Source organism: Dactylosporangium vinaceum (assembly GCF_019904175.1).
In the GTDB taxonomy this organism is placed as follows: domain Bacteria; phylum Actinomycetota; class Actinomycetes; order Mycobacteriales; family Micromonosporaceae; genus Dactylosporangium; species Dactylosporangium vinaceum.
Window position 1 is genome coordinate 10,294,332 of sequence record NZ_CP061913.1, and the last position, 24,701, is coordinate 10,319,032.

The window sequence follows — 24,701 nt, forward strand, 5'->3', positions numbered from 1 at the left end:
GGGCGCAACCGCGGACGGGCCCTCGCAACCGGGGCGAGAGAAGCGAGTTCAGCCGCGGATACCCAGAAGGTGCTCCATGGCCAGCTGGTCGAGGCGCTCGAACGCCATGCCGCGCGCGGCGACCGCCTCGATGTCGATCTGTTCGGCCCGCAGCTGCTCCAGGGTCTCCCCCGGCAACAGCGTCGGCACCGAAAGCTCATCGACCCGCGCGGCCGCCAGTGCGGCTGACACCTCGGGGTCGTCGCGGAAGGTGCGGACCTTCTCGCGCAGGATCAGGTAGTTGCGCATGCAGGCCGCCGCGGTGCCCCAGACACCGGCGGCGTCCTCGGTGCGCGGCGGTTTGTAGTCGAAGTGGCGCGGTCCGGCGTAGGCGGTCGGGTAGCCGGAGCTGTTCTCCAGCGTGTCGACGGTCCAGAAGGCGCCGCGCAGGTTGCCCGCGCCGAAGCGCAGGTCCTGGTCGAACCGCGGCCCGTGCTGCCCGTTGAGGTCGATGTGGAACAGCTTCCCGTGCCACAGCGCCTGGGCGATGCCGTGCGCGAAGTTCAGGCCGGCCATCTCCTCGTGCCCGACCTCCGGGTTGAGCCCGACCCGGGACGGCTCGTCGAGGGTCGAGATGAGCGCGAGCGCGTGGCCGATGGTGGGCAGCAGGATGTCGCCGCGCGGCTCGTTGGGCTTCGGCTCGATGGCGAGGCGGATGTCGTACCCCTGCTGCCGGATATAGGCACAGATGGCGTTGATGGCCTCGCGGTACCGGTCCAGGGCGGCCCGCATCTGCTTGCCCGCCCCGGACTCGGCTCCCTCGCGGCCACCCCACAGCACATAGGTCGGCGCACCCAGCTCGGCCGCGAGGTCGATGTTGCGCAGCACCTTCTGCAACGCGTAGCGCCGTACGGCCCGATCGTTGGCGGTGAACGCCCCGTCCTTGAAGACCGGGTGCCCGAACAGGTTTGTGGTCGCCATCGACACGACGAGCCCGGTGGTGTCCAGGGCCTCGCGGAACCGGGCCACGACCTTGTCCCGCACGGTTTCGTCGCTGCCGAACGGGATCAGGTCGTCGTCGTGGAAGCTGACGCCGTACGCCCCCAGCTCGGCCAGCCGGTGCACGGTCTCGACGGGGTCGAGGGCCGGGCGCGACGCCGAGCCGAAGACGTCCTGGGCCTGCCAGCCCACCGTCCACAGCCCGAACGAGAACCGGTCGGCCGGAGTGGGCACGAACGGGTCATCGCTCATGTCGCCACACTCACCCAGGACGCGTCGGAGCGGGCCACCGCGTCGAGCACCAGCTGCACCTGCAGCGCGTCCTCGAACGACGGCGTGGGATCGGCCCCCGTCGCGACCGCCTCGATGAAGTCGCGCATCTCGTGGGTGAAGCTGTGCTCGTAGCCGATGATGTGCCCCGGGGGCCACCAGGCACCCAGGTACGGGTGCTCGCCCTCGGTCACCAGGATGCGCGACCAGCCCTGCTCGGCCGTGGGCCGCGTGGCGTCGTAGAACTCGAGCTCGTTGAGCCGCTCGAGATCGAACGCCAGCGATCCGTTCTCCCCGTTGACCTCGACCCGCAGCGCGTTCTTGCGGCCGGTGGCGAACCGCGACGCCTCGTAGGTGGCCACCGCTCCGCCGTCGAGCCGCGCGATGAACAGCGCGGCATCGTCGACGGTGACCTCGCCCGTGGCCTGACCGGCCGAGGCGGAGAGCCCGCTCGAGTCGGACACCAGGGGGCGTTCCTTGATGAACGTTTCGGTAAGCCCCGTCACGCCGGTGATGCGCTGGCCGGTGACGAACTGGGTCAGGTCGATGATGTGCGCGCCGATGTCGCCGAGCGCGCCGGAGCCGGCCTTCTCCTTCTGCAGCCGCCACACCAGCGGAAACTGCGGATCGGTGATCCAGTCCTGGAGGTAGACGGCGCGGACGTGGCGGACCGCGCCGATCCGCCCGGCCGCGATCAGGTTGTGCATGAGGCTGACGGCCGGCACGCGGCGGTAGTTGAAGCCGCACGCCGAGCGCACGCCCGCGGCCCGGGCCTTGGCCGCCGCGGCGACCATCGCGCGGGCCTCGTCGACGGTGTTGGCGAGCGGCTTCTCGCAGAGCACGTGCTTGCCCGCCTCCAGCGCGGCGATCGCGATCTCGGCGTGGCTGTCGCCCGGAGTGCACACGTCGATGACGTCGATGTCGTCCCGGGCGATCAGCTCGCGCCAGTCGGTGACCGCCTCGGCCCAGCCGAGCCGGGCCGCGGCCGCGGCCACCTTGGCCTCGTCACGACCGCAGACGGCGACCATGCTGGCCCGCGCGGGCAGGTCGAAGACCCGGTTCACGGTGCGCCACGCCTGGGAATGCGCGGCGCCCATGAACGCGTATCCGACCATGCCGACGCGCAGCTCCTGACTGGACACTGGCGGTTCCTCTCCTCAAAGCCGACGTTGCCGAAGTACCGATGAATCAGGACTTGAAGCCGAGCGGCAGGTACTTGTCGACGTTGTCCTTCGTGATCGTCTCCGACTGCAGCACGATCAGCTTCGGCACCTGCAGCTCGACCAGGTCGCCCATGCCCTTGCCCTGCGCGGCCAGCCGGGCCAGGATGATCGCCGACGAGGCCATCGACGGCGGGTAGGTGACGGTCGCCGTGAGCACCGTGTCGCCGTTCTTGATGTGGTCCATGGCGTCGCGCGAGCCGGCCCCGCCGACCATGAAGAACTCCTTGCGCCCGGCCTGCTGGATCGCGGCGAGGACGCCGACGCCCTGGTCGTCGTCGTGGTTCCACACGGCGTCGAGCTTCGGTGCGGCTTGCAGCAGGTTGGCCGCGGCGGACTGGCCGGTCTGGACCGTGAAGCCGGCCGCGACGCGGTGCTTGACGCTCAGCCCGTAGGTCTTGAGCGTGTCGGCGAAGCCCTTCGAGCGGTCCTTGGTCAGCTGGAGCTCGTCGATGCCGGGGATCTCGCCGATGACGGCGTCGGTCTTGCCCTTGAGCTTCTCGCCGACGTAGTGCCCGGCGGCCACGCCCATGCCGTAGTTGTCGCCCTTGATGAGGCTGAACGACGCAGCCGAGTCGGAGAACTCGCGGTCGAGGTTGATGACGATGATGCCGGCGTCCATGGCCTTCTTGCCGACCGCGGTGAGCTGGGCGCCGTCCTGCGGGAGCAGCACGATCGCGTCGGGCTTGCCGGCGATCAGGGTCTCCAGCGCGGCGATCTGGGCCGGGGCGTCCTTACCGGCGTCGACGACCTTGAGGGTCACGTCGGAGAACTTCGCGGCCTGGGCCTTGGCGTTGGCGGTGATGGCGCCGATCCAGCCGTGGTCGGCGGCCGGGGCGGAGAAGCCGATCGTGACCGCCTTGCCGGGAGCCTCGCTGGCGGCGTTCTCCTTGGTGTTGGTCTGCGGTGCGCTGTCCTTGGTGTCATTCGATGTGCAGGCGGCAAGCAGCGCGCCGGCGCCGAGGGCGGCCCCGCCGAATAGCATCCGGCGGCGGGAAACGTCGGTCATCACGACCTCCATCTGGGGGTGTTTTTGGGTGTGCTGATCAGCACGGCCGTCCCGGGGTGGACGGTCGCTCATCGAGAATTGGCTAGGAGGTTTTTCGGCGGCGCCAGATCGAGATGACCGGGAACGCCTGGATCAGCACGGCGACGACGATGATGCCGCCCTTGATGATCCGCTGCAGGTCGAGCTGCAGGTTGTTGATGACGAACAGGTTCGTGATCTGCGTGAAGATGAGCACGCCGAGCAGGGAGCCGACGATGGTGCCGCGGCCGCCGGTCAGTGCCGTGCCGCCGATGATGGCGGCGGCGATCGCGTCGAGCTCGTAGAGATCGCCGTGGGTGTTGCTGCCGGAGGTCGTCTGCGAGACCACGATCAGGGCGGCGATGCCGCAGCAGAGCCCGGACAGCACGTAGAGCAGCACGGTGTGGAGCCGGACGTTGATGCCGGCCAGGCGGGCGGCCTCGGCGTTGCCGCCGATGGCGACCGTGCGCCGGCCGAACGTCGTGCGGTTGAGCAGGATCCAGCCGAGCACGACCACCATCAGGAAAATGATGGCGACCACGGGTACCCCCGCGAATTTTGTCGTGGCAAACCCGTTGATGAACGCGTCGTGGTTGATCTGGGTCTGCGAGCCCGAGATGCTCTGGGCGAGGCCGCGGGCCGACAGCATCATGGCGAGGGTGGCGATGAAGGGGACCAGCCGGCCGTAGGCGATCAGGCCCCCGTTGATGAGGCCCGCGCACGCACCGACGGCCAGCGCGGCGAAGATCATGCTGAACGCGCCGTAGCTCTGGGTCGCGACGGTCGTGCACCAGACGCTGGCCAGGGCCAGCAGCGCGCCGACCGACAGGTCGATGCCGCCGCTGATCATCACGAACGTCATGCCGATCGTGAGGACGCCGATGCTCGAGGCCTGGGTCAACACCGTGAGCTCGTTGCTCCACAGCCGCTCGGCGTCGAGGAAGATGTCGGGCTTCGTGATCGCGCCGATGACCAGCAGCAGGAGCAGTACGCCGATCAGGGCCAGGTTGCGCTTGGTGTTGTCGGCGCCCTCCCGGTGCCAGAAGCCCGGGGCGGCCGCGCGGGGCGGGTCGTGAACGTCCACCGGTTCCGTGGCGGTGCTCATACGGCTGTCCCTTCGGGGGTGATGCTCTCCAGCAGCGACCCGGCCATGACCAGGTCGAGGACGGTGTCTTCGTCGAGCTCGCCGGCGGGCGCCTCCCGCACGACCCGGCCCTCGCGCATGACAAGCACGCGGTCGGCCAGGCCGAGGACCTCGGGCACCTCGCTCGACACGAGCAGCACGCCGACACCCTCGTCGGCGAGCCTGCGGATGACCTGGTACAGCTCGGCCCGCGCGCCCACGTCGACGCCGCGGGTCGGCTCGTCGAGCAGCAGCAGCTTCGTCCCGCCGAGCAGCCAGCGCCCGACGACGACCTTCTGCTGGTTGCCGCCGGAGAGCGTGCGCACCGGGCGGCGGACGTCGGCCGGGCGCAGGTCCAGGCCGCGGGTGACCTCTTCGGCGGCGGCGCGCTCGCGGCCGGCGTCGGTGAACCCGCCGCGGGCGAAGCGCGTGAAGCCGGCAAGTGTCACGTTGCGGTAGATCGGCTCGCCGAGCAGCAGCGCCTGGCTCTTGCGCTCCTCCGGCGCCATGCCGATGCCGGCCCGCACCGCCGCGTTGACGCTGCCCTTGCGAAGCTTCTTGCCAAGCATTTCGACGGTACCGGCAGAGGCCCGCCGAGCACCGTAGATGGACTCGAGCACCTCGGAGCGGCCTGAGCCGACGAGCCCGGTGATGCCCACGATCTCTCCACTGTGGACCTTCAGGGACACGTCCGCGAAGCGGCCCGGCAGCGTCAGCCCGTCCACGTGCAGGAGCACCGGGCTGCCGGTCCTGGCCGGCGGGCGCTCCGGGAAGACGTACTCGATGGTGCGCCCGGTCATCCGGCTCACCAGCTCGCGGTTCGGCGTGGTCTTGGCGTCGAGGTTCGCGGCCGTCGTGCGCCCGTCCTTGAGCACCGTCACCCGGTCGCCGATCTCGCGGATCTCGTCGAGGCGGTGGGAGATGTAGATGACCGCGATGCCCTGCTCGGTCAGCCCGCGCACGATGCGGAACAGGTTCTGCACCTCGTCGTGGGCCAGCACCGCGCTGGGCTCGTCCATGATGAGCAGCCGCGCCTCCCGCGACAGCGCCCGGCCCATGCTCACGATCTGCTTCGCCGCGGCGGGCAGCTTGCCGACCTCGCGGGCGACCGGGATCTCGGGGTGGCCCAGGCGGGCCAGGATCGCGGCGGCGCCCTTGCGCATGGCCCGGCGGGCGACGAACCCTCCGCTGCTGGGCTCGTGGCCGAGGTACATGTTCTCGGCGACGCTGAGCCCGTCGACCAGGTCGAGCTCCTGGTAGATGGTGGCGATCCCGGCCTTCATGGCCGTCTGCGGGCTCGCGAAGCGCACCGGCTCGCCCAGCCACAGGATCTCGCCCGAGTCCGGGGTGTGCGCGCCGGACAGGATCTTGATGAGCGTCGACTTGCCGGCGCCGTTCTGCCCGAGCAGGCAGTGCACCTCGCCCCGGCGGACTTCCAGCTGCACGCCGTCAAGTGCGCGTACACCCGGGAAGGTCTTCACCACGTCGGTCAGTCGCAGGACGATGTCGTCAGTCATGATGGCCGCCCATATGCGAGTTCGCTGGCCAGCACCGCGGCGCCGACGACGCCGGCGCGGGGGCCGAGCTCGGACAGGACGACCGGCAGGTTGCCGGTCGCCAGGGGCAGCGAGCGCCGGTACACCACGCTGCGGATCTCGGCGAGCAGGATGTGCCCGAGCCCGGCCAGCCCGCCGCCGATCACGATCATCGACGGGTTGATGAAGCTGACAAGCCCGGCGAGCACCCCGCCGACCCGCCGCCCGCCGTCGCGGATGAGCCGGATGCAGGTGACGTCACCCTCGGCCGCGCCGTCGGCGACGTCCTTGGCGTTCACCGACCCGTTGGCCGAGAGCCGGTCAGCCAGCGCCGGCGACGCACCGCTGCGCGCGGCCGCCGTCGCGTCCCGGGCCAGCGCGCCGCCACCGAACAGCGCCTCCAGGCAGCCGACGTTGCCGCACGAGCACACCGGCCCGTGCGAGTCGACCTGGATGTGCCCGATGTCTCCGGCGCAGCCGTCAGTGCCCCGGTACACCTCGCCGTTGAGGTAGATGCCGCAGCCGATGCCGGTACCCACCTTGAGGAAGAGCAGGTTGTCCACCGAGTGCGCGACGCCGCCGTAGCGCTCGCCGATGCTCATGATGTTCACGTCGTTGTCCACGACGACCGGGCAGTTGTGCTCGCGCCCGAGCACCTCCCGCACCGGGAACCGGTCCCACCCCGGCATGATCGGCGGCGACACCGGCACCCCGTCGCGGAAGCTGACCGGCCCGGGCACCCCGATACCTATCGCGTTGAGCCGCTCGTAGGCGCCGTCGACCCGGAACTTGTGCAGGATCTCGTTGACCCGCTGCAGGATCACCTTGGGCCCGGACCGGATGTCGGCCGGCTCCCCGTACGCCGCGATCGGCTCCAGCCGCCCATCGGTGATCTCGACGTCGATCGAGCTCGCCCCCAGGTCCACAGCGGCGAACCGCAGCCCCGGGTTGAGCTCGACGAGCGTGGAGCGCCGCCCGCCCCGGCTGGCCGCGGGCCCGGCCTCCCGGATGAGCCCCGTGGCGACGAGCGAGTCGAGATCGGCCAACAGCCGCGGCCGCGGCACCTCGAGCCGGTCGGCGAGCTCGGCCCGCGACAACGCCCCGGTGTCCCGCAACAACCGCAGCAGGCGCGACTGCACCGGATTGTCGATGGCGCTGACCGTGTTCATCGAAGGCACCCCCTCATCGGGCCGCAGTTGCCTGGGCGCACCGCGACATGCGGCAACACCACCACACCGCCAGAAGTCCCCGGGTTGCCGACCTGTGTGGCCCGCGTTACACCCGTGTTGCGAAGGGACTCTAGGCCCCACCAACCCAGCCCGTCTAGACCTTCTGCCCTCCGTTACCAAACTTTTGCTGATCTCAGCGGAAGTTAGTGAGGATTGAAAAATAAGGCTGTATTAGCAGCTCAGGCCGCCTTTCCCAACAACGGGACCCGACCAACAAACGCGGACAAACCGCCCGGCAAATTCCCCGACGCACGCTGGGTGAGCGCGCCATACCCAGCCGTGCCGCCCAGACCGCGCGCTATGTCAAACCACTCGACGACCATAGGCATTGCTTGGGACGGCCATATGGCCCTATATTTATCCAACGGCCGGAGAAGCTCCGGCGAGTGCGATGAGGCGACTGAAAATGGATGGGCGCATGACGGTCGCATCGAACCTGCCCAACCGGCCACTCACACTCGCCGACGTCACCCGCCTCGCCGAAGCCGACAGCAGCCACCGGTTCGAGTTGAGCGAGGGGAATCTCGTCGTCATGCCACCCGGCCCGTGGCGTCACCAGCGAAGCAGCATGCTGATGGGCGCGTGGCTACTCAACGCCTATGGCGACCGTGTGAATGCGGCACCCGGGGTCCAGACGGCCGACGACAATCTCAATGGCCGAATCCCCGACCTCGTTGTCACAAAAGCGCCTGTCGATGACGACACGGTCTGGCTGGACCGAGCCGTCGTCACGCTCGCAGTAGAGATCGTTTCCAAGGGCTCGGAGCGCATGGATCGCTGGCTCAAGCCGATCGAATACGCTGAGGCCGGAATACCCTTCTTCTGGCGAGTCGAGCCCGACGAAGGTGTGGTCCAGTTCCGCCTCGAGGACGGCCGTTACGTCGAGTACGGCAAGGTGCCCCTGGAAGCCCTGCTCGCCGGCGAAGTCCCCGTCCTGTCGTAGGCGCGGAAACAAACTCCGGCTCGACCGACACCGCTTGCCGTGGCCGCAGCCGAGCCCACCTCAAGTCAGCTCAACAGCAGCTTCCCCAACCGCCGGCTCGCCAGCCAAAGCCCCCCGACCGTCAGCGCCGCCAGATAGCCCGCGTGCCACACCAGCGGCCATCCGAGAGCGCCGAGGCACAACCCGCGCACCAGCTCGACCCCGTGATACAGCGGCGTCAGTTCGATGAGGACGCGGGCCGCGAGCGGGTAGGAGCCGGGCGGGGCGAAGGTGCCGCTGAACAGGAACAGGGCGAACTGCCCCACGTTCACGTAGTCGAAGTCCTGCCACGAGCGCAGCAGGGTCGACAGGGCCATCCCCAGGCCGCCGAAGGCGAAGCCCACGAGCACCGCGGCCGGGAAGGCGGCCAGGGCCCAGGCCGCGGACGTGAGGTGGAGGGCGACCATGACGGCCAGGAAGGCGGCCGAGTAGAAGCTGCCGCGCAGCATGGCCCAGAGCAGTTCGCCGCCGGCCAGCTGCAGCGGCGTGACCGGGGTGGCCAGGGTGGCATCGTAGAGCTTCATGAACTTCAACTTGCCGTAGAAGTTCATGATGGTCTCGGCCAGGGCGCCGGTCATGGCGGAGGCGGCGAGGGTCGCCGGGGCCACGAACTGGGCGTAGGAGACCAGGCGGCCGTCGGTGAGCGGTACGTCGCCGATGAGCCGGCCCACGCCGACGCCGATGGAGAGCAGGTAGAGCAGCGGCTCGAAGAAGCCCGACAGCAGCACGATCCAGTAGGCCACGTGCCGGGCGGCGGCGAGATTGCGGCCCGTGACGGAGAGCGCGCCTTGCGCCGGGCGCTCCATGCGCCGGTACATCGCAGTCGTGACCAACGTTCAGTCCTCCAGCCGCCGGGTGAAACTGCGGACCGCCAGCGCGTAACCGACCGCGATGTACGCCACCAGAACCGCCACGTGGGTCCAGGCGCCCCAGGCCGTCGCGGTGCCGAGCGTCGCCGCGCGGCAGAGCTCCACGCCGTGCCACAGCGGCGAGGCGTAGGCCAGCGCGCGGGCCGCCGCCGGCAGCCCCTCGACCGGGAAGAAGACGCCCGCGAACAGGGACATCGGCACGACCAGCAGCCGGAAGAGCACCGCGAAGTAGCCGTCGCTGGGCACCACCGACGCGAACGCGAACGTCGGTGCGGCGAAGGCCAGGCCGGTCAGCACCGCCGGCCCGAACGTCGCCGGCGCCCACCACGAGTGCAGCGCCCCGAACGGCAGCAGCACCAGCAGGAACGCCAGCGTGCTCAGCGCGATCCGCAGGCTCAGGAACACCAGGTGCCCGCGCAGGATCGCGGCCGAGCTCAGCGGGGTCGAGCGCATGGCGTGGTAGGTGCGGACCCAGTTGAACATCGAGAACACCGGCCAGGTCGAGTCGCCCACGGCGACCTGCAGGGCCGTGGAGGCGAGCAGGCCCGGCCCGATCCAGTCGAGGTACGGCGCGCCGAGGCCGGACGGGCGCGCGTCGACATAGCCGCCGACGGTCACCCCCATCGCGACGAGGAACAGCCCCGGCAGCGCGAACGAGCTGAACACCGAGGAGCGCCACGTGCGCCGGTAGGACACGAGGTGATACTCCAGCGCGGCGAGCGTGCCCATCACTCCACCAACGTCCGGCCGGTGAGCTGGAGGAACACGTCTTCCAGCGAGCCGCGGCGCACCAGCGTGCTCGACGGGGCGAGGCCCCGCGCGGCGATCTCGGCCAGGGCACCGTCGCCGTCGTGGGTGTAGACGAGCACGCGGTCGGGCAGCGCCTCGACCCGCTCGCCGACCCCGTCGAGCTTGCCGGCCAGGTCGGCGTCGTCGGCGGCGAAGCGGACCTCGACGACCTCGCGGGTCGAGTGCCGCTCGATGAGCTCGCGCGGCGCACCCTCGGCCACGATCCGGCCGCCGTCCATCACCACGAGCCGGTCGCACAGCTGCTCGGCCTCGTCCATGTAGTGCGTGGTGAGCACCAGCGTCACGCCTCGCTGCTTGAGCCGGAACAGCCGCTCCCAGACCAGGTGCCGGGCCTGCGGGTCGAGGCCTGTCGTCGGCTCGTCGAGCAGCACGAGGTCGGGCTCGTTGACCAGGGCGCGGGCGATCGTCAGGCGGCGCTTCATGCCGCCGGACAGCGGCTCGACCTTGGCGTCGGCGCGGTCGGTGAGCTGCACGAAGTCGAGCAGCTCCCGGGCCCGTTCGCGGGCGACCCGGCGCGGGATGCCGAAGTAGCGCGCGTAGACGACCAGGTTTTCCAGCACCGTGAGCTCGGGGTCGAGCGTGTCCAGCTGCGGGCACACGCCGAGCCGGGCCCGGATCGCCGGGCCGTCGCGGGCCGCGTCGAGGCCCAGAATGCGCAGGCTGCCGCCGGTCGGGCGGGACACGCACCCGATCATCCGCATCGTCGAGGACTTGCCGGCTCCGTTGGGCCCCAGGAATCCGAACGCCTCGCCGGGCGCCACCCGCACATCTATGCCATCGACAGCCGTAAATTCGCCGAATCGTTTGACCAGGCCAGTTGCCGCGATCAATGCCCCGTCGTCCACCACGCCCCGACCATAACCGAGGGGTACGACAGTTTTACGATGCCCCGATGCGCCTCAACCCGCGCTGGCTCGGGCTGGCCGCCTCGCTCGTGCTCGCCGTCAGCGGCTTCCTGGCCGGCAAGCCGTATCACCACGACGCCGCGTGGGTGACCGGCGTCTGCCTGTGGTTCCCGGCGCTCATCGGCCTCGGCTACGCCTGGTGGCAGCTACGCGATGAGCGCAGCGGGCTGCTGGTCACGGCGACGCTGTGGGCCCTCCCCCTGCTCATCGCGCCACCGATGGGTGCGCTCGACGTGTACGCGTACAGCTGCCAGGGTCAGCTTTTCGACGCCGGCCTGAACCTCTACGAGCACGGCCCGGCCGACCTGCCCTGCACCTGGCTGTCCGCGGTCCCGCCGCTGTGGCGCGACACCCCGACGCCGTACGGTCCGCTCTGGTTCGCCATCTCCGGCGCCGTCGCCTGGCTCGCCCACGGTCACCTCGTCGTCGCCGTCGGTCTCTTCCGGGCGGTCGCGGTGGGCGGCCTCATCCTGTGCGTGGCTGCCGCCCGTCGGCTCACCGCAGACAACGCGGCCCTGGCCATGAGCCCGCTGGTGCTGATCCACGTCGTCTCCGGCGTCCACAACGACATCCTCGTCGCGGGCTTCGTCGTCGCCGGGTTCGCTTACGCGGTACACAAAAGACCGGTGCCGGCCGGCGCGGCGATCGGACTGGCCGCCGCAGTCAAGGTCACAGCGTTGGTTGCGGCGCCTTTCCTGGTACTCCTCCTGCTCCGACGCCGCCGCGACCCGCTCGCGTTCGCCGCCGCAGCCGCCGCCGTCTACACGGCGCTCGCCCTGGTCACCGGCCACGGCCTCGGGTTCCTCAAGGCGCTCGGCGCGACGGCCCAGTTGGTCCAGTGGCTGTCCATCCCGAGCGGCGTCGGCATGGCCGTCGGCTACGTGCTGCGATGGGCAGGCCACCCCGAAGCGTTCGACCCGGCGGTCGCCGCGGCCCGCGCGGTGGGCTTCGTGGTGCTGGCCGGGCTGCTGCTCTGGCTGTGGATCAGGGCGGTGAAGGCCCGCGCGGAGCCGACCGCCGTCATGACCTTCGCCGGCCTGGCCATGCTGGCGACGGCGGTGCTCGGCCCGGTGTTCTACGCGTGGTACGCCCTCGCCGGCATCGCCGTCCTGGCCTGCACCCCGCTCGCCGGCCGGCTGCGCACGGGCGTCCACGTGGCGGTGGTGGCGCTGCCGTTCCTGACCCTCCCGGACAGCCTGGGCCTGGCCACGAAGACGAAGGTCCCCGGCGCGTTCCTGGACGTCGTGCTGGTGGCCTGGGCGGCCGGCCGGCTACGACGCCGTTCCCACTCCTGACCTGGCCCAGTCGACCAGCTCGCGGGTGTGCTCGGCGACGCCCGGCAAAGTCGGATCGACGCCCTCGTCGTAGCGGGCCGTCCAGCGCAGACCGTTGACCCCGGGCACCCGCCGGCCGACGATCCGCACGCCGCCGCGCCCACCCGTGATCTCCTCGAGCGGATGGTGCGAGGTGTGCGCGATGGACTTGTTCACCCGCACTCGCACCTGCTCTGGCACCCGGTCCGGGTCCAGGAGGGTGACGACGAGCGGCGGGAGGTCCTCCATCACCGCGTATGCGTCGTCGCCCACCGGCACCTCCCGCGCCGCGATGATCGCCAGCTGCCGGCCCGACCAGGTCGCCTTGTGGATCTCGTGCCAGCCGAGCCGCTCACCGGCCCCGGGCAGCCACAGCCCGTGATTGGTCGCGACCACGACGTTGTCGCCGGTCGCCCCGGCCCAGGCCACGACCCGCTCGTCGGGGCCCAGGTCCGGGCGCCGCTCGGCCGGCAGCCGCCGGCGCTTGAAGAGTCCCATCGTCACCACCGGCTCGCGCCGCGATCGCGCAGGGCCCGGGCCTGGCCCTCCAGCGACACCAGCTCACTGAACAGTTTCAGGTGCTCGTCGGCGCTGCTCACCGGGTTGATCCGCTGGAGCTTCGACTTGAGCTCGGCGATGGTCCGGTTGAGCGCCATGAGCTGCAGACGGTTGATCGTCACCTCGACATAGCGCGGGTCCGGGTCGCCGTCCAGGCGCAGCGGCTCGACGGCCAGCTCGGCCACCATCGCGCCCGCGGTCAGGTCCAGGCACGCCTCGCGGACCTGCTCGATCCAGACCGCGCCGCCGGCCGCACTGCCCGCGCCACCGGCCTCCAGCACCGCGGTGCGCAGGACGGCGTAGGTCGGGTGCGTGTACATCTCCGGCCCGATCGCGTCGAACATCGGCCCGGCCAGGGCCGGCTGCTGCAGCGCCAGCTTGAGGGCCTCCCGCTCGACAAGGGCCTCCGCGCTGTCCGGGGACAGGACGCGGCGCTGGGCCGGCACCGGCATGGGGTCGACGACGCCCTTGGCCGCCGAGGCCACCGTGCGCTGCACCGTCTCCAGCTCCATGCCCAGGTCACCGGAGAGCTTGCGCGCGTACTCGGGCCGCAGTGTCCGGTCCTTGATCTTGGCGACCAGGGGCGCAGTGGCCTTCAGTGCGCCGACCCGGCCCTCGGCGGTGTCGAGGTTGAAGCGCTGGATCACCGAGCGCAGCGCGAAGTCGAGCAGCGGCTGCCGGTCGGCCACCAGGTCGCGCACGGCGGCGTCGCCCTTGGCCAGCCGCAGTTCGCACGGGTCCATGCCGTCGGGCCCGACCGCGATGAACGTCTGGGCGACGAAGCGCTGATCGTCCTCGAACGCCCGCAGTGCCGCCTTCTGCCCGGCCGCATCGCCGTCGAACGTGAAGATGATCTCGCCGCCGTAGCCGTCGGCGTCCATCAGCAGCCGGCGCAGCACCGAGATGTGGTCGCCGCCGAACGCGGTGCCGCAGGTCGCCACGGCCACCGGCACGCCGGCCAGGTGACAGGCCATGACGTCGGTGTACCCCTCGACGATCACGACCCGGCTCTGCTTGGCGATCTCCCGTTTGGCCTGGTCGATCCCGTACAGCACGTGCGACTTCTTGTACAGGGGCGTCTCGGGCGTGTTGAGGTACTTCGGCCCGTCATCGTCGTCGAACAGCTTGCGCGCGCCGAACCCGATGACCTCGCCGGAAATGTCCCTGATCGGCCACAGCAGCCGCCGCCGGAACCTGTCGATCAGGCCGCCGTTGCGCCCCTCCCGGCACAGGCCGGCGGTGGTGAGCTCGGCCGCCGAGAAGCCCTTCAGCCGCAGGTACTTCGCCAGGTTGTCCCAGCCCTCCGGGGCGAACCCGCACCCGTAGCGCTCGGCCGCCTCCTTGCTGAAGCCACGCTGGGCCAGGAACTCCCGCGCCTTGCGCGCGCCCGGCGACCCCAGCTGCTCCTGGTAGAACCGGGCCGCCTCGGCGTGGGCGGCGACCAGCCGGTGCTTCTGCCCGCTGGGCCGCACCGGCGCGCTGCCGGCCTCCACGTATCGCAGCTGCAGCCCGGCCTTCGACGCCAGCCGCTCGACCGACTCCACGAACGTGAGGTGATCGTGGTCCATCAGGAACTTGATCGCGTCTCCGCCGGCACCGCAGCCGTGGCAGAAGTACACATTCCGGGTCGGTGAGACGTTGAACGAAGCGGTCTTCTCGTCGTGGAACGGGCACAGCCCCTTCAGGTTGCCCCCACCCGCCGAGCGCAGCGTGACGTGCTCGGATATGACGTCCTCGATCGACGTGCGCTCCCGGACGAGGGCGATGTCCTCGTCCTTGATCTTGCCGGCCACCGACACCTCCCCACACATCTTGCCTCGGCGCTACGACAATCTACGACTCGACGGGGCATCGACCGTGGCCGGGCCATGCCATGCTTCCGGCATGTCGACGCCGCCCGCGGTCAAGCAGGAGCAGAAGCCTCTTCGCTGGTACCGCCGCAGGCGCGTCCTGCTCCGCCTGTCACTCAGTGTGATCGTCGTGGCGGCCATCGCCCTGACGCCCACGGTGTGGGTCCGCATCATGTCGTCCGGCCGCCTGGTCGCGGTCGCGGACGCCCCCACCGCCGACGTGGCGATCGTCTTCGGCGCCGAGGTGGCCCCCGGCGGCCAGGAGCCCAAGCCGTTCCTGCGCAACCGCCTGGACACGGCGGCCGCCCTGGTCACCACGGGCAAGGTGAGGGCCCTGCTCATCTCCGGCGACGCCCAGGGCAGCTCCGGCAACGAGGTCCGCGTGATGGGCGACTACCTGTCCCGCAAGGGCGTGGAGCCGTCCCGGGTCGTGGTGGACCCATATGGCCTGGACACGTACGACACGTGCCGACGCGCCCACGACGTCTACGGCGTGCGCCGCGCGCTGCTGGTGAGCCAGGACCTCCACCTGTACCGCGCCGTCACCCTCTGCCGCGATCTGGGCGTGGACGCGTGGGGCGTCCCGTCCGGCTGCGAGGGTTGTCGCACCCTGACAATCTGGAAAAACCAGCTCAGAGACGTAGCCGCCGCCTGGAAAGCCGCATGGGACGCCACCACCGACCGGCCACCGGCAGTCGTCTCACCCGCGGACCCCACCCTGCAACAGGCGATCGACGCCCACACGCCGTGAGCCGCCCGCGCAGTCCACAGTAGACACTGAAACCGCAACTATCCGCCCCGGTGCCGCCGACCATGGCGACGCGCGACACGGCCGGCGCGGGGCGGTGAGCAGAAACCGCTGACGACACGCCGATTTTGGGGGGACTCGCCGCCTCCGGGCGACTGACGTTTTCGCCACACGGCCCGGCCATTGCGGTTTCCGGCATGCGCGAGCGGCCGCCCCGGCATACTTGACCAGGCTCACCGGCCCCGGTGATCGGCCGGGTCCGATTGCGGGCTCGATTTTTGAGTTGTGTCCGTTGACAGTTTTCACGATGGGTGGTGGCGACCGCGGTGGTCATCGTGCTGCGGACCACGGACGACATCCTGCGCTGGGCCGGCCGGCTCGTCGACCCGCCCCTGCGCACCGCGATCGGGCGGCTGCCGGAGCCGTCCCGCGCGGTCGCTGAGCTGCAACTCGGCTGGCACCTGGGCGACGCCGTGTCGGCCGCCTCGCTGCGCAGCGCCCTGACCCTGGTCTGCGCCGACGCGGTGGGCGGTGATCCGCACGCCGCCGTGCCGGGGGCCGTGGCCGTCGAGCTCATGCACCACTGGTCAGCCATCCGCCGTGACCTGGTCGAAGAGCGGCCCGACGGCACCGCCTGGAGCATCGTGGGACCCGAGCCGGCGTCGCTGGGCGGCGAGGCTCTGCTGGCCCTCGCGTACGACGTCATAGCCACCGGCGACCCCACCCACGCCCGCCGCTCGGGGCCACCGGCCGCCACCGCGTGGAACGACGCCGCGCTCGACGCGGGCCCGCCACCACACCGCCCGGGGCACGGCACCGACACTGCACAGCGCAGCGGACGAGCCGGCGAGCCCAGCGGCCGTCCGCGCCTCGCGGGCCCCGGCGCGCCACTGCCCGGCGGCGCGCGCCGCGGAGGGTCACTGCCCGGCGACGCGGGCCGCGGAGCCGCGGGATCCGGCGGGTCACTGCCCGGCGATGCCCGCGGTGGGGCGGCGGGGCCACGGCAGCGGTCCGGGCAGGCGGGGCCGGACCGGGCGATGCTGCGCATCCTGGGCGACACGGTGCAGGAGCTCCTGCACGGCCAGCACGCCTCCCTGGCCTTGCGCGACAACCGCTCCGACTCCGCCGGCGAGGAGCGCACCGACCTGCTCCGCGACTGTCTGGCCATGGTCGAGCAGCGCACCGGCGCCCTGTTCGGCTGCGCCTGCGCCCTGGGCGCGGTCGCGGGCGGCGGCGACCCGGCTCAGGTCGAGCGCCTCCGCGTGTTCGGGGTACGTCTGGGCCTGGCCGTCCAGTTCACCGAGGACCTCCTGGAGATCTGGGGCGGGGGCGGCGTCGGGGCCGACCTGCGCCGCCGCCGTCGCTCGCTCCCCGTGGCCGCCGCGGTCGCCGCCGGGGCCGACGAGCTGACGGCGCTGTTCGACAGCCGTGCCCAGCTCAGCGAGGCCGACGTCGAGCGCGCCGCCAAGACCATCGAGCAGTCCGGCGCCCTCGACTGGTGCCGCCGCCAGGCCGACGAGCTGCTCTCCCAGGCCCTCCTGACCCTCGACCTGGCCTCCCCTTCCCCGGCCGCGATCGCCGAGCTCGTCGCTCTGGCCCGCCGCGCCACCGCCACGCCCCGCTGACCCGGACAGCCACGCCCCGACGCCACACCACACCGGCGCCACCGCACCGGGTCCGCACCAACCCGGGTCTGCCCCCAACACCAGGTCCGCCACCAACACCGGGTAGGCACCACACCAGGTCCGCCACCACACCGCGTCCGCACCACACCGCGCGTCCGCCACCACACCGGGCCCGCACCACACCAGGTCCACCACCACACCGCGTCCGCACCACACCGCGCGTCCGCCACCACACCGCGTCCGCACCACACCAGGTTCACCACCACACCGCGTCCCCATCGCACCGGTTCCGCAAAACCGGCAATTTCTGCAGATACCCCGGCGGGCGATAAATCCGATATGTCGAGGCGCGCCAGCGCCCGACATATCGGGGCCCGCCACCGTGCCGAGGTATGCCAGCGCCTGTCATATCGGGCCGGACAGCAAGCCGACGCGGGCCGGCGCCCGGCGTGTCGGGCCTGACAGCGTGCCGTGGCGGCTCACGCGGCCCGGGACGGAAACTCGCGGCTACGGCGAACCGGACGGCCGGGCGGTTACGCCTAAGGGGCATGGCGCAGGCCGAGGAAGACTTCCACCAGTTCGTCCGGTCGCGGCTGCCGCAGCTGCGGCGGGCGGCGTTCCTCATGTGCGGGGACTGGGCCCGCGGCGACGACATCGTGCAGCGCGCGCTCACCGACGTGTACGTGCACTGGAAGCGGGTGCGGCGCGCCGAGAACGTGGATGCCTACGTGCGGGCCGTGCTCGTGCATCGGTTCATCGACGAGCGGCGGCAGGGGTGGGCGGCGCGGGTGCGGCTGGTGGATCGGCTGCCGGAGCGGGCGGCCGAGGACCGGGCTTTGCAGGGTGTCGTGGACGGGCTGGATCTGCAGCGGGCGCTCGGGCGGCTGCCGCAGCGGCAGCGGGCGGTACTGGTGCTGCGGTTCTTCTACGACATGTCCGTCGAGCAGACCGCGGCGGCGATGCGGTGTGCGCCGGGAACCGTGAAGAGCCAGACCGCCGCGGCGCTCGGCACCATGCGGCGGCTGCTCGAGGACGAGTACTCAGGGAGGATGCGATGAACGAGGAGAGCCTGCGGACGCTCCTGCGAGCCGACGGCACCGACTACGCCGGCGACGGCCCCCCTGACTCGCGGGTCGACCTCGGCGAGGTGGTGCGGGTGGGGCGGCGGCGGCGAAGGATGCGGGCCGTGGCCGGCGGTGCGGCGGCGGCCGCGGTGGTGGTGCTGGGGCTCCTCGCGAGCCTGGCCCTCGCGCTGCCGAACGCGGCCGGGGACCGGCCGGCCGCCGAGTCTACGGGCGCGCCGTCGGTCGTCCCCCGGCGCGTGGGCGTCGGCGGCTTCGACCCGGTGCTCGTGCTGCGAATGCGGCCGGGCTGGCTGCCGGCCGGAGTGACTGCGGCCGCGCATCCGGTGCTGTGGGCGGCCGTGCAGTCCGAGCGCTACGCGGCGGCCGACGGGACGACCGACTTCACAATCTCGCTGTACGCGCCCGGCTTCGCCCCGAGGATGCAGCAGCCGGGGCAGTATGAGTGGCAGTGGGCCCCGCACGCCCACGCCACGATCGTCGGCCGAGCACCCGGCGACGCCGCGGCGAACCGGGCGCTCTGGCAGCGCATCGCCGAGCAGCTCGCGACGGACGCGCGCCGGCCCGTGCCGGTGCCCGGGTACGTCACCGGCGCCGGACCGAGGCAGGCGCTCGTCGGCCTCGTGTACGGCTTCGACCCCGCCCAGCACCTGCCGGTCTGGGTGCTCGTGCTCGCCGACCACGCGTACGTGCCCGAGCACGGGTCGACGGACGGCCCCGGGTCGACGGCCGAGCCCGCGTCCGCGGACCCGCCCGGGCTCCGGGTCGCGCTGGTCCCGGGCGGGCGGTCACCGGAGCCGGCGCAGGGCCGCGTCCACGTGTTCGACGACCCGGACGACTGGACCATCGACCCGGTCAGGTGAGCGCGGCGACGACCTCGGCGGCCCGGTCGGCGTGCTTCTGGTACGCCCCCGGATACGCGGAGCGCTGCACGGCCTGGGCCGCGCCGGTCACGCTCATGCTCTGCCAGCCCGACACCTCGTCGAGGGCGTTGTAGAACAGCATCGCCGAGCGCGCCGGGTCCATGAGCTCGGGCACGCTGCCCCAGCCCTGGCTGGCCCGCTGCTGGAACAGCCCGACCGAGTCGTGGTCGACCGAGACGTTGTCGTGCGGGAGCTTGAGCGACGACGGCACGGCCGGGCTGGCCGCGATGTACAGGTCGCTCTCCTGCATCGCGGTGGCGACCGCGACGATCAGGCCCTTCTCCGGGATGCCCTGGGCGCGGCCCTGCTTGACGATCGCGGCCGCGTTGTTCATCTGGGTCTGGTCCAGGCCGGCCACCGGGCGTGGCGGGAGCGGGGCGGCGGCCACCTCGACCGGCGCGACCGACAGCACGGCCAGGCCGAAGACGTCGTCCGCGACGGCGTCGTAGGCCGCGTGCTTCGGCTCGTACACGGGCGCCGACACCGGGACCGTCCCGGGAGGCGCCGCCGGGGCCGCGGACGCGGAGACGGAGCCGGCCGGGCCGGCGGCCGAGCCGGACGCGAGCAGGGTGGCGGACAGGACGACGGCGGACACGGCCGCGGGTTTCACCGTCTGTACGGGACGGCGGTGCCGGGGCTGGAACTGCCGCGGCAACGGAGTCAAGAAAGGCAAGAAAGGTCTCCGGGACGAGTGCGGGCGCACGCCATCGGCACGACCCCGTGGTGCGTGAGGGGTCGCGCGAAGCGAGCGGCGGTCGGCGGTGAGCGGACGGCCAGGAATCAGGTCCTGGCGCTCACCCGTCCGGGGGAGCGACGGCAGAGAGCGTCGTAGAACACGAGGCAGTTCTCCTTCCGGTGCCGCCTACCGGGTTAGCTGACGGGTTCGGGCGGGAGGATTCGCCCTACCGTGACTCGGTCACGGATACACCCCAAGGACTGCGATGGGTCCCCGGCTCGCGACGCTGAAGTGTGCGGCGCGACTCGACGGCGTCCGTCCGGTGTCCCCGTGGATCGGGGCGCGTCGCCCGGAGCAGACCACCCGACATTACTGGGCGGTTTCCGCCTCGGCCAACCGCAGCAACGGGATACCACCCTGCGCACCGTGAAGCTCACCGTGAGCTGTCACCCGATCGGTCACCCGATGCCCGGGTCGTTGGCCTTTCACCTGGTACATCGCCCGGTCGGCCACCCGCAGCGCGGCCCCGGCGTCGTTCACCGTGGCATCGATCACGGCCGCCCCGACGCTCACCCGGACCCGCAGGACCTGCCCGTCGTGCATGATCGGCGCGGCCACGGCCCGCTCGACCCGGTCGACGAGCGCGGCGACCGGCGATGCGCCCGAAAGGATGACGAACTCGTCGCCGCCCAGCCGGGCCACCGTGTCGCCCGGACGGACCAGGCCGCACAGCCGTTTGGCCACCTCGATGAGGACGGCGTCGCCGGCGTCGTGGCCGAGCGTGTCGTTGACCACCTTGAAGTCGTCGAGGTCACAGAAGAGCAGCGCACTGTCGCCCTGGGCGGCGTGGGCCCGGCGGATCGCGGCGGCCAGGGGCGCGGCCAGGGCGTCGCGGTTGGCCAGGCCGGTGAGCGGGTCGCGGGAGGCCCGGCGGACCAGGTCGGCCTCGGTCTCCTTGCGCCCGGTGACGTCCTGGACCTGCAGGATGCCGAACGGCGGCGGGCCGGCCACCAGCGACAGTGTGGCCGCGATCCAGATCACCGCGCCGTCGCCGCGCACGCAGCGGATCTCGTAGTCGCGCACCGGGGTGCCCTTGCCGGTCGTCGCGGCGGCGAACGCGACCCGGGCGAGGTCGAGGTCGTCGGGGTGCAGCAGGTCGGCGATCGGCCGCCGGAGGAGCTCGGCCTCGCCCCGGCCGAGCAGCTCGCACAGGGCGGGGTTGACCCGGGTCATCCGGGCGAACCCGGGCCCGTCGACGCCGAGCAGGCACATGCCGGTGCCGGCGCCGGTGAACGCGAGCCGGAACGCCTCTTCGCTGGCCGCGAGGTGCCGGCGCTCCCGCTGGAGCTGCTCGACCAGGTTGGCGTTGTCGATCGCGATGCCGGCCTGGGCGGCGAGCATCTCCAGCAGCTCGCGCTGCAGCGGGCCGGGGCGGCGCCCGTCGTCGGGCAGGTCGACGGCGAGGATGCCGACGAGCTCACCGCTCGGCGCGCGCAGCGGGGCGAAGAGGGAATCCAGCGGGTTCCACCGCTCCTGCGGGTCCACACCCTCGGCGGCCGGCACCTCGTCCGGCACCCAGGTCGGCAGGTGGAAGCTGTGCCGTTCGGCCGGGAGGTACCAGAGCTGCCCCCACTCCTCCGACCGCCCGACGTAGGCGTCGAACTCGGCCGCGGGGTAGCGGGTGCCGAGCAGCGCCGCCGCGACCTCCTCGGGGCCCGCGGCGGTGACCACCTCGTAGTACCCCTCGTCGCGGTGCAGGTAGTTGACCACCGCGGCGCCGAACCCGGTCCCGTCCACGACGGCGTCCACGATCAGCTGGAGCGTCTCGGCCAGGGTGCTGCCGGTGTTGATGCGGCCGGTGATGCGGTACACGGAACGGATGGCGGCCATCGCCGCGTCCCGCTCGTGCTGTCGCCCCATCTGACCTTGCACCCATACATCGACGCATCAAATCGGTTGAGAAGTAAACCCTATACCGGTTGCCCCATCGCCGTTGGCAAGATCAAAGCACTCGCGGCCCGACGAGCCGGCCTGGTCATCGTCGCGAACATCAGGTTGCGGCCCGGCAGGTACGGCAGCATCCGGATGCTCAGGCTCATCATCCGGGCGGCCAGTTCACTTTTCGGTGCAAATCCCCGCGCTGCCCCGAGCGCGGCCCGCTGGTTGACCTTCACGAAATCGTGCATTTCGCGGTCGTACTCCCCCAGCTCGCCCCCGCTCGCGATGTGCCGGGCCAGCAGGTAGGCCCCCACCAGGGCCATTCCCGTCCCCTGCCCGGTCAGCGCGGACGGGGCATACCCCGCGTCGCCGACAAGCGCGACCCGCCCCGCCGTCCAGCCCGGCATCCGGACCTGCGCGTTCGGCGCGACGTAGAGGTCCGGGGCGCCGCGCATCAGCTCCAGCAGGCGCGGCCCGACCCACCCGGCCCCGGCGAAGGCGGCCTCGATCGAGCGCACCCGCTCCGCCCGGTCGCGCGGCGGCATGCCCCCGCCGTACAGGAGCGTGACCTTGACCTCGCGGGAGCCGCGGTCGGTCTTCACGCTCATCACCCGGCCCGGCATCGTGTGGATCAGCTGCCACCGCCGCACCCCGAGCTCGTTCGGCGCGGTGAACACGGCGCTGTTGCTGCCCAGGTGGTGGAGGTGGTCCCCGGGGAACGCGAGGGTGCGGACCCGCGAGTGGATGCCGTCGCAGCCGACGACGTAGTCGAACTCGCGCCGGCCCCCGCGCTCCAGCCGCACCGCGACCCGCCCCCCGCGCTGGTCCAGCTCGGCCACGCTGTCGCCGAAGATCCACTCCACGCCCGCCGGCACGGCTTGGTGCAGTACCCGCGAAAGATCGCCCTTCATGATCTCGATGTCCGCCGGGTCGAGGACGCCGAAGCCCAGTGGCAGCGTGGCGATGCGCCGACCGGCGGCGTCGACGAAGCTGGTGCCCTCGGTGTCGGTGCTCCACTGCCGCGCCCCGTCGCTCACGCCCATCCGGTCGGCCACCTCCAGCGCGACCCCGCGGATGTCGATCGCGTAGCCGCCCGGGCGCAGCGCCGGTGCGCGCTCGACCACCGTGACCGCGCACCCGGCCCGGGCCAGCCCGGCGGCGAGCGCGTTGCCGGCGATACTCGCGCCGGAGATCAGAACCTCTATCATGCGTACACCGTACGAACACCGCGTCCGAGCGTTCAATGACGCGCGACCGGGGATAGGGTGTGCACTAGTGCAGCAGGACGGTACGGAGCCCCCGTTCCAGCGCATCGTCGCCCGGGTCCGGGCCGCCATCACCGCGGGCGACCTGCGGCCCGGTGATCGCGTCCCGTCCACCCGTGAGCTGATGCGCTCCTACGGCGTGGCCATGGCCACCGCGACGAAGGCACTCAACACGCTGCGCCAGGAGGGCTTGGTCGAGCCGCAGCCGGGGATCGGCACAGTCGTCGCCCGCCGCCCGCGTCCGCGCGCCGCCGCCGGGGCGGAGGGCCCGGAGCCGCTGGACCGGGTGGTGTCCACGGCGATCCGGCTGGCCGACACCGAGGGGCTGGCCGCGCTGTCGATGCGCCGGCTGGCCGCCGCGCTCGGGATGCCGACGATGACGCTCTACCGGCACATCGCGGGCAAGGACGAGCTGCTCGTCCGCATGACCGACGCCGTCTTCGGCGAGTCGCCGCTGCCCGGCGCCGACACCTGGCCCGGCTGGCGGGCCGCCGTGGCCACCTCGGCCCGGCTGCAGTGGGGCGTGTACCGGCGCCATCCGTGGGCGGCGGAGGTCATGTCGTTCACCCGGCCCCCGATGGCCGAGCGGGCGATGGCCCACACCGAGTGGAACCTGGCCGCGCTGGAGCGGGCCGGCCTGTCGCTGCCGGTCGCCATGCACGCCACGATCATGCTGGCCAACCACGTCCGCGGCACCGCCGTCAACCTGGAGTGGGAGGCCACCGCCGAGCAGGACACCGGGGTCGACAACGTCGAGTGGTTCACCGCGCAGCAGGCCCGCTTCACCCGGATCACCGCGGGCGGCCGGTTCCCGACCATGCGGCGGCTGGCCGCGCTGGGCGGCGCGGCGGTGGACTACGAGCTCGACACGATCTTCGAGTTCGGTCTCACCCGCATCCTCGACGGGCTGGCCGCGCTGATTGGCTAGGTTGGGGGTATGCCGAGCCCTGTGATGAAGCTGAACTCCGGATACGACATGCCGGCCGTCGGGTACGGCACCTGGCCGCTGCGGGGCCGCCCGGCGACGGACGCGGTGCTGGCCGCGATCGAGACCGGATACCGCCTGCTCGACACCGCCTCCGCCTACGGCAACGAGGACGCCGTCGGCGCCGCGGTCCGCGAGTCCGGGGTGCCGCGCGAGGAGCTCTTCGTGACCACCAAGCTGCGCGGGAGCGACCAGGGCCGGGGCTCGACCCGCGCGGGCCTGGAGGGCTCCCTCGAACGCCTCGGCCTGGACTACGTCGACCTGTACCTCATCCACTGGCCGCTGCCCGCCGTCGGCAAGTACGTCGAGTCCTACACCGAGATGGCCGAGCTGCAGCAGGCCGGCCTGATCCGCACGCTCGGCGTGTCCAACTTCCTGCCCGAGCACCTCGCCGCGGTCACCGCCGCGACGGGCATCGCCCCCGCCGTCAACCAGCTCCAGGCGTCGCCGTCGCACGCCCGTCCGGCGCTGATCTCGGCAGTACAGGCGCAGGGCACGGTCGTCCAGGCGTGGAGCCCGCTCGAGCGCAACTCCGGCGTCCTCGAGCACCCCGCCGTCACCGCGCCCGCCGAGCGCCTCGGCGTGACCCCGGCCCAGATCGTCCTGCGCTGGCTGCTGCAGAAGGACATCGCGGTGGTACCGCACTCCGCCAGCCCGCAGCGCCAGCGCACGAACGCGGACCTGTTCGGCTTCACCCTCACCGCCGAGGACATGGCGGCCATCGACGGCGTCAAGCAGCTGCCCGTCAAGCAGGACCCGGCGAACTGGGAAGAATTCTGAGCCTGGCTTC

The 24,701-nt window shown here is 71.8% G+C and carries 22 protein-coding genes and 1 riboswitch; of the genes, 8 read left to right on the forward strand and 14 right to left on the reverse strand.

Annotation, left to right across the window (positions count from 1 at the left end):
* Window positions 1–48 precede the first annotated feature (48 nt).
* The 6 genes from xylA to Dvina_RS46230 all read right to left on the reverse strand — a co-directional run bounded on the left by xylA (window position 49) and on the right by Dvina_RS46230 (window position 7,322).
* Window positions 49–1,230: a xylose isomerase gene (xylA, locus tag Dvina_RS46205; RefSeq protein WP_223097782.1), complete on the reverse strand. Its 1,182-nt coding sequence runs from the start codon at window positions 1,228–1,230 to the stop codon at window positions 49–51.
* Entirely contained in the window at window positions 1,227–2,363 is a 1,137-nt protein-coding gene (locus tag Dvina_RS46210; RefSeq protein WP_223106099.1) for a Gfo/Idh/MocA family protein, read from the reverse strand. Before Dvina_RS46210 ends, xylA begins: the two co-directional genes overlap by 4 nt.
* Before the next feature lie 73 nt (window positions 2,364–2,436).
* On the reverse strand, window positions 2,437–3,477 hold the full coding sequence (locus Dvina_RS46215; RefSeq protein WP_223097784.1) for a substrate-binding domain-containing protein: 1,041 nt from the start codon (window positions 3,475–3,477) through the stop codon (window positions 2,437–2,439).
* A gap of 82 nt (window positions 3,478–3,559) precedes the next feature.
* Window positions 3,560–4,600 (reverse strand): ABC transporter permease, encoded by a 1,041-nt coding sequence (locus Dvina_RS46220; RefSeq protein ID WP_223097786.1) that lies wholly within the window; start codon window positions 4,598–4,600, stop codon window positions 3,560–3,562.
* Complete coding sequence (locus Dvina_RS46225; protein WP_223097788.1) at window positions 4,597–6,135, reverse strand: sugar ABC transporter ATP-binding protein; 1,539 nt, start codon at window positions 6,133–6,135, stop codon at window positions 4,597–4,599. Before Dvina_RS46225 ends, Dvina_RS46220 begins: the two co-directional genes overlap by 4 nt.
* The gene (locus tag Dvina_RS46230; RefSeq protein WP_223097790.1) at window positions 6,132–7,322 is read right to left on the reverse strand and encodes an ROK family transcriptional regulator; all 1,191 of its coding nucleotides are present in this window, start codon (window positions 7,320–7,322) and stop codon (window positions 6,132–6,134) included. The genes Dvina_RS46225 and Dvina_RS46230 overlap by 4 nt, the downstream gene beginning before the upstream one ends.
* Before the next feature lie 478 nt (window positions 7,323–7,800).
* On the opposite strand from Dvina_RS46230, the gene Dvina_RS46235 reads away from it, so the two are divergent.
* Window positions 7,801–8,325, forward strand: a complete 525-nt coding sequence (locus Dvina_RS46235) for a Uma2 family endonuclease (protein WP_223097792.1) — start codon at window positions 7,801–7,803, stop codon at window positions 8,323–8,325.
* Window positions 8,326–8,390: 65 nt separating this feature from the next.
* Here Dvina_RS46235 and Dvina_RS46240 read toward each other — a convergent pair whose 3' ends face one another.
* The 3 genes from Dvina_RS46240 to Dvina_RS46250 are packed head-to-tail and all read right to left on the reverse strand — an operon-like array spanning window position 8,391 to window position 10,891.
* Window positions 8,391–9,182, reverse strand: coding sequence for an ABC transporter permease (locus tag Dvina_RS46240; RefSeq protein WP_380028645.1), 792 nt, complete (start codon window positions 9,180–9,182; stop codon window positions 8,391–8,393).
* Between the two features lie 18 nt (window positions 9,183–9,200).
* Window positions 9,201–9,962: an ABC transporter permease gene (locus Dvina_RS46245; protein ID WP_223097795.1), complete on the reverse strand. Its 762-nt coding sequence runs from the start codon at window positions 9,960–9,962 to the stop codon at window positions 9,201–9,203.
* Entirely contained in the window at window positions 9,962–10,891 is a 930-nt protein-coding gene (locus tag Dvina_RS46250; protein ID WP_223097797.1) for an ABC transporter ATP-binding protein, read from the reverse strand. Before Dvina_RS46250 ends, Dvina_RS46245 begins: the two co-directional genes overlap by 1 nt.
* A gap of 44 nt (window positions 10,892–10,935) precedes the next feature.
* Here Dvina_RS46250 and mptB point away from each other — a divergent pair, with 44 nt between their 5' ends.
* A complete protein-coding gene (mptB, locus tag Dvina_RS46255; RefSeq protein WP_223097800.1) occupies window positions 10,936–12,243 on the forward strand; it encodes a polyprenol phosphomannose-dependent alpha 1,6 mannosyltransferase MptB in 1,308 nt (435 codons plus the stop codon).
* On the opposite strand, the gene Dvina_RS46260 is transcribed toward mptB, so the two are convergent.
* Window positions 12,220–12,759 carry a hypothetical protein gene (locus Dvina_RS46260; protein ID WP_223097801.1) on the reverse strand — a complete coding sequence of 180 codons (540 nt, stop codon included), beginning with the start codon at window positions 12,757–12,759 and terminating at the stop codon, window positions 12,220–12,222. The two genes, mptB and Dvina_RS46260, sit on opposite strands and share 24 nt — an antisense overlap.
* 2 nt (window positions 12,760–12,761) lie before the next feature.
* Window positions 12,762–14,630 (reverse strand): DNA primase, encoded by a 1,869-nt coding sequence (gene dnaG, locus Dvina_RS46265; RefSeq protein WP_223097802.1) that lies wholly within the window; start codon window positions 14,628–14,630, stop codon window positions 12,762–12,764.
* Window positions 14,631–14,703: 73 nt separating this feature from the next.
* On the opposite strand from dnaG, the gene Dvina_RS46270 reads away from it, so the two are divergent.
* The 4 genes from Dvina_RS46270 (at window position 14,704) to Dvina_RS46285 (ending at window position 18,987) form a co-directional block, all read left to right on the forward strand.
* Entirely contained in the window at window positions 14,704–15,420 is a 717-nt protein-coding gene (locus tag Dvina_RS46270; RefSeq protein ID WP_223097803.1) for a SanA/YdcF family protein, read from the forward strand.
* Window positions 15,421–15,731: 311 nt separating this feature from the next.
* Window positions 15,732–17,042 (forward strand): polyprenyl synthetase family protein, encoded by a 1,311-nt coding sequence (locus Dvina_RS46275; RefSeq protein ID WP_223097804.1) that lies wholly within the window; start codon window positions 15,732–15,734, stop codon window positions 17,040–17,042.
* Window positions 17,043–17,590: 548 nt separating this feature from the next.
* The gene (locus Dvina_RS46280; protein ID WP_223097805.1) at window positions 17,591–18,100 is read left to right on the forward strand and encodes a SigE family RNA polymerase sigma factor; all 510 of its coding nucleotides are present in this window, start codon (window positions 17,591–17,593) and stop codon (window positions 18,098–18,100) included.
* Window positions 18,097–18,987, forward strand: a complete 891-nt coding sequence (locus Dvina_RS46285) for a hypothetical protein (RefSeq protein WP_223097806.1) — start codon at window positions 18,097–18,099, stop codon at window positions 18,985–18,987. The genes Dvina_RS46280 and Dvina_RS46285 overlap by 4 nt, the downstream gene beginning before the upstream one ends.
* On the opposite strand, the gene Dvina_RS46290 is transcribed toward Dvina_RS46285, so the two are convergent.
* The 3 genes from Dvina_RS46290 to Dvina_RS46300 all read right to left on the reverse strand — a co-directional run bounded on the left by Dvina_RS46290 (window position 18,980) and on the right by Dvina_RS46300 (window position 22,869).
* On the reverse strand, window positions 18,980–19,657 hold the full coding sequence (locus Dvina_RS46290; RefSeq protein ID WP_223097807.1) for a peptidase M23: 678 nt from the start codon (window positions 19,655–19,657) through the stop codon (window positions 18,980–18,982). The two genes, Dvina_RS46285 and Dvina_RS46290, sit on opposite strands and share 8 nt — an antisense overlap.
* Window positions 19,658–19,891: 234 nt before the next feature.
* Window positions 19,892–20,034, reverse strand: a riboswitch (cyclic di-AMP (ydaO/yuaA leader).
* A gap of 58 nt (window positions 20,035–20,092) precedes the next feature.
* A complete protein-coding gene (locus tag Dvina_RS46295) occupies window positions 20,093–21,643 on the reverse strand; it encodes a sensor domain-containing diguanylate cyclase (RefSeq protein WP_223097819.1) in 1,551 nt (516 codons plus the stop codon).
* Window positions 21,644–21,693: 50 nt separating this feature from the next.
* Window positions 21,694–22,869, reverse strand: a complete 1,176-nt coding sequence (locus tag Dvina_RS46300) for an FAD-dependent monooxygenase (RefSeq protein WP_223097821.1) — start codon at window positions 22,867–22,869, stop codon at window positions 21,694–21,696.
* Between the two features lie 67 nt (window positions 22,870–22,936).
* Between Dvina_RS46300 and Dvina_RS46305 the strand changes: the two genes are divergently transcribed.
* Window positions 22,937–23,854 carry a TetR/AcrR family transcriptional regulator C-terminal domain-containing protein gene (locus Dvina_RS46305; protein ID WP_246655769.1) on the forward strand — a complete coding sequence of 306 codons (918 nt, stop codon included), beginning with the start codon at window positions 22,937–22,939 and terminating at the stop codon, window positions 23,852–23,854.
* A gap of 9 nt (window positions 23,855–23,863) precedes the next feature.
* Window positions 23,864–24,691, forward strand: coding sequence for an aldo/keto reductase (locus Dvina_RS46310; RefSeq protein ID WP_223097825.1), 828 nt, complete (start codon window positions 23,864–23,866; stop codon window positions 24,689–24,691).
* The last annotated feature ends 10 nt before the right edge of the window (window positions 24,692–24,701 follow it).

What these genes read in the sequence shown, in the direction of transcription:
- Dvina_RS46245 (WP_223097795.1), bottom strand. Translation starts at nt 9,962, where the DNA reads ATGGGCACGCTCGCCGCGCTGGAGTATCACCTCGTGTCCTACCGGCGC.
- dnaG (WP_223097802.1), bottom strand. Translation starts at nt 14,630, where the DNA reads ATGTGTGGGGAGGTGTCGGTGGCCGGCAAGATCAAGGACGAGGACATC.
- Dvina_RS46260 (WP_223097801.1), bottom strand. Translation starts at nt 12,759, where the DNA reads ATGGGACTCTTCAAGCGCCGGCGGCTGCCGGCCGAGCGGCGCCCGGAC.
- Dvina_RS46295 (WP_223097819.1), bottom strand. Translation starts at nt 21,643, where the DNA reads ATGGGGCGACAGCACGAGCGGGACGCGGCGATGGCCGCCATCCGTTCC.
- Dvina_RS46240 (WP_380028645.1), bottom strand. Translation starts at nt 9,182, where the DNA reads ATGTACCGGCGCATGGAGCGCCCGGCGCAAGGCGCGCTCTCCGTCACG.
- Dvina_RS46270 (WP_223097803.1), top strand. Translation starts at nt 14,704, where the DNA reads ATGTCGACGCCGCCCGCGGTCAAGCAGGAGCAGAAGCCTCTTCGCTGG.
- Dvina_RS46230 (WP_223097790.1), bottom strand. Translation starts at nt 7,322, where the DNA reads ATGAACACGGTCAGCGCCATCGACAATCCGGTGCAGTCGCGCCTGCTG.
- Dvina_RS46215 (WP_223097784.1), bottom strand. Translation starts at nt 3,477, where the DNA reads ATGACCGACGTTTCCCGCCGCCGGATGCTATTCGGCGGGGCCGCCCTC.
- Dvina_RS46280 (WP_223097805.1), top strand. Translation starts at nt 17,591, where the DNA reads ATGGCGCAGGCCGAGGAAGACTTCCACCAGTTCGTCCGGTCGCGGCTG.
- Dvina_RS46285 (WP_223097806.1), top strand. Translation starts at nt 18,097, where the DNA reads ATGAACGAGGAGAGCCTGCGGACGCTCCTGCGAGCCGACGGCACCGAC.
- xylA (WP_223097782.1), bottom strand. Translation starts at nt 1,230, where the DNA reads ATGAGCGATGACCCGTTCGTGCCCACTCCGGCCGACCGGTTCTCGTTC.
- Dvina_RS46210 (WP_223106099.1), bottom strand. Translation starts at nt 2,363, where the DNA reads ATGGTCGGATACGCGTTCATGGGCGCCGCGCATTCCCAGGCGTGGCGC.
- Dvina_RS46300 (WP_223097821.1), bottom strand. Translation starts at nt 22,869, where the DNA reads ATGATAGAGGTTCTGATCTCCGGCGCGAGTATCGCCGGCAACGCGCTC.
- Dvina_RS46235 (WP_223097792.1), top strand. Translation starts at nt 7,801, where the DNA reads ATGACGGTCGCATCGAACCTGCCCAACCGGCCACTCACACTCGCCGAC.
- Dvina_RS46220 (WP_223097786.1), bottom strand. Translation starts at nt 4,600, where the DNA reads ATGAGCACCGCCACGGAACCGGTGGACGTTCACGACCCGCCCCGCGCG.
- Dvina_RS46225 (WP_223097788.1), bottom strand. Translation starts at nt 6,135, where the DNA reads ATGACTGACGACATCGTCCTGCGACTGACCGACGTGGTGAAGACCTTC.
- Dvina_RS46310 (WP_223097825.1), top strand. Translation starts at nt 23,864, where the DNA reads ATGCCGAGCCCTGTGATGAAGCTGAACTCCGGATACGACATGCCGGCC.
- mptB (WP_223097800.1), top strand. Translation starts at nt 10,936, where the DNA reads ATGCGCCTCAACCCGCGCTGGCTCGGGCTGGCCGCCTCGCTCGTGCTC.